We start from the raw sequence: 3,230 nt of genomic DNA, 5'->3' as shown, positions 1-3,230 counted from the left end.
CTCTCATATTATAAGCCATTCTTGAGTTTAGGGAGATAAATCTGTTCGCCTGAAAGGCGAAGGTTTTAACCTTATACATGGAAGTAAAATAGTGGGCATTATTTCCCATGCAGATGATTTAAAACAAGAATTAGATTATTACCTTACAGTGAAAAATACAGATAAGCAAGGTAGTATTGTGGAATATCATTGGGGATAAACTTGTAAAAAAGACAGTTAAGCAAATGCTTATCCATCTACATTTATAGTCGTTTTACTTTAAAGTGATACGGACTGGCAATCCTAGATTTTAAAACTGATTGATATTTAAATAATAACAGGATTGCCAGTCCTCACATTTAAGATAGAATTGACTATATATACATAACTATCCTGAGAAGGGAGGCTAATCTATTTTTTCAAATTTATCAAAATCTCTATGTTCACCGCGCCGCTGATGGTGTGGAGGCTTGCCTCGAGGTCGTGAATGACGAATGGCTTGTATCAACTGTTGACGTTCAGTTTGATTCAATTGATCAGCAATGCTTAACAGGCTTTCATTCAAGCGTTTTGCCATTTGATTTTTTCTGTCTTGCAAAAGTTTAAATTGTTGCTGAATTGCAAGTTTATCAAATGATTCTGCAACAAATAAGGCTTCTATATCATGAAATAATTTACGGGTTTGGCGCATTTCTGTGCGTACTTTTCCATGCTGGAACTGCTGTTGTACAATGGGCTCAACTTTCTGTCGTGTTTCTTCTGGTAGTTGTTTTAACATCCAAAAAAGGTGTTTAGGATGTGGGGGGCGCATTATCATTTCAGGCGGATGAGAACCTATTGGAGGAGGAAATAAATACCCACCTAATAAAATACCAGCTATAAAGATATTTAAAATCAATGAAATAACTAATGTTAAAATAAACCATTTTTGCTGTTTCATCTTACCATTCCGAATTCATATCAAAAGCAAGTAAATTCATTTCCGTCTGCCATAACGCTTCTTGGGTTAAAGGTGTATCTTCTACTGTCGTGAGCTGCACACCTAGGAAAATACCCAAAATTAAGGGTAATAATAATGCCAGCGCAGGTCGGAGTAAGTGCTGCTGCCATGTTGTACCAAACAGCCAATCTATCAATTCTTGCCACGCATCATCAGGTTTTGGTGATCGCGCCACTGCATCAAAAATACCTTGTTGTAATTGCAGACTGGGCGAATTCACCGCAACAGTGTTTAAAAAATTATCTAATACATCCGCTTGTTGCAGCATTTTTTGGGCTTCAGTTGATATTGTAAGCAGGGCTAATGCAGCTTGACGCTCAGACTCAGGCCAACGATTTGAATCAGCTCCATAAGCTTCGATAATTTGGGTAAAACGCTTGATATTCATGATAAACCCTGTTCTGATAATAACGCTTTCAAGCTGCGACGACCTCGCGCCAGTAAGGATTCTAGTGCAGTAACACTGACATTGAGCACTTGGGCTGCATCACGGTTACTCATTCCTTGATAATAGCAAAGTACGATAGCACTGCGCTGACGTTCAGGTAACTGTTGCAATGCACGTTCAACGGTTTGCGCAGTTTCCTCTCGTTGCAGACTATTGGTACTGTGTTCCGTATCTTCTTCGACATCGTAGGTTAATGTCACGGTTTGCAGTTTTGGCTTACGCTGCCAATCTACACATAAATTGTGTGTAATGCGATGCAACCAAGTAGAGAGCTTTGCTTTGTCTGCTTTCCATGTATGGGCTTTGTTCCATACCCGCAAAAATGTTTCTTGTACCACATCTTCAGCATCGCTATTACTTCCCAACATACGTTGAGCAAACCCATGTAGACTCGCTAAATTTTGGTTGACCAAGTATTGAAATGCTTGTTGATTCCCAGCTTGAATATCTTTCATCAACATTTCATCTGTGTGCGATTCCACACGGGTCTCCTGCAATTTATATTCATCAGGACTGGCAGAGCCCTAAACGTTTAAGAATCTTATTTCTTTGACAATGGATTAGTATAACAATACGAATCCGACATCATATAGTGAATTTCTTGTTATGTGTTAGGACTGGCAGTCCTTTAATATTTTAAATATCAAACACTTTCAAATTTGAGGACTGCCAGTCCTATATTACTTTAAAATAAAATCACTATAGTTATAACCTGCAATTTAATAAATTAGTTTGATAGATATATGACTCTAAAAAACCAACTCAACTCATTGGTTTTAAAAACAGGTTATTCTTTAATGTCGAACTCAACTTATAAAAAATTGTCAATCTTAAAAAGTTGCTTAACGTTGAAAGTTGCCAAATCCTTCACCACGATGACCGCCTTTACTAGAACCACCACGATGTCCACCACGTTCACAAGAGGCTGAATCCATTTCAGCTTCAGTAATGACACCATCCTCATTTGTATCCATGTGGTCGAATAAACGAATATTGGCTAAAAATTCAGCTTGGGAGATTTCACCATTACTGTCATTATCTAAACGACCATCACAACCACCTTGACCACCACGTCCATGACGTTGAGGTTTTGCTTCAAGTTCTTCTAATGTAACAAAGCCATTGGCATCACTATCAATACGACTAAATGCAGCTGCATGTTTTTCCGCATGGTTAGCAGGTAATTCTACGCCTTCAGGGAGATGTGGAGGACGTGCTTGCTGAAATTCCTCTGCACTAAGTTGACCATCAGCATTAGTATCTGCTTCTGTAAAATGAGTCTGTTTTTGAGCAGTACGATATGCATCACGTTCTGCGGTTGTGATACTACCATTAGCATCTGTATCCATTGCTTGGAATTTAGCTAAACGCACAGCTTGTACTTCATCTAAAGTAATTGTACCAATGGGTTCAACTGTATCGTATTTTGCTAATAAGACTTGTTTGCGTACTTCAGTGTCACACCCACCAAAAGGAGCAGCAACAGCATAACCCGCAATAGCGATACCTAAAGTTAATGCAGATAAAGTGGTAATAGTGTTCATAATCATCTCCAAATATAAGTTTGCTTAAGGAGAAAGCGGTAAATTAATTCTATATTTATGCTTTCTTGTCCTGTTATACGCCTACCTATGATGAACCTGTCGCTAAAAATCAAATTATTAACGCTGTATAAGCAGTAGAATTTTGGCGTTTTTATAGCTTAGCTAAACCATGCATCTATAAAACAATAAGCAATAAAATTTATTATTTACAATCAAAGTATTACATTTTTTTGCTCATTTTTAGATCAATCTCATATAT

General features: G+C 37.7%; 4 protein-coding genes. All 4 read right to left on the bottom strand.

Annotated elements, in window-relative coordinates:
* Nucleotides 1-385: 385 nt before the first annotated feature.
* The gene (locus ABXH34_RS18330) at nt 386-919 is read right to left on the bottom strand and encodes a periplasmic heavy metal sensor (RefSeq protein WP_353573334.1); all 534 of its coding nucleotides are present in this window, start codon (nt 917-919) and stop codon (nt 386-388) included.
* 1 nt (nt 920) lies between these two features.
* Complete coding sequence (locus ABXH34_RS18325; RefSeq protein ID WP_353573333.1) at nt 921-1,367, bottom strand: hypothetical protein; 447 nt, start codon at nt 1,365-1,367, stop codon at nt 921-923.
* A complete protein-coding gene (locus tag ABXH34_RS18320; protein ID WP_353573332.1) occupies nt 1,364-1,924 on the bottom strand; it encodes an RNA polymerase sigma factor in 561 nt (186 codons plus the stop codon). Before ABXH34_RS18320 ends, ABXH34_RS18325 begins: the two co-directional genes overlap by 4 nt.
* Before the next feature lie 345 nt (nt 1,925-2,269).
* On the bottom strand, nt 2,270-2,971 hold the full coding sequence (locus ABXH34_RS18315; RefSeq protein ID WP_353573331.1) for an EF-hand domain-containing protein: 702 nt from the start codon (nt 2,969-2,971) through the stop codon (nt 2,270-2,272).
* Nucleotides 2,972-3,230: the final 259 nt, after the last annotated feature.

The organism is Candidatus Albibeggiatoa sp. nov. BB20 (assembly GCA_016744725.1).
In the GTDB taxonomy this organism is placed as follows: domain Bacteria; phylum Pseudomonadota; class Gammaproteobacteria; order Beggiatoales; family Beggiatoaceae; genus Albibeggiatoa.
Note: the sequence above shows the minus strand (reverse complement) of the source record. Positions and strands in the feature narration are given on the sequence as shown.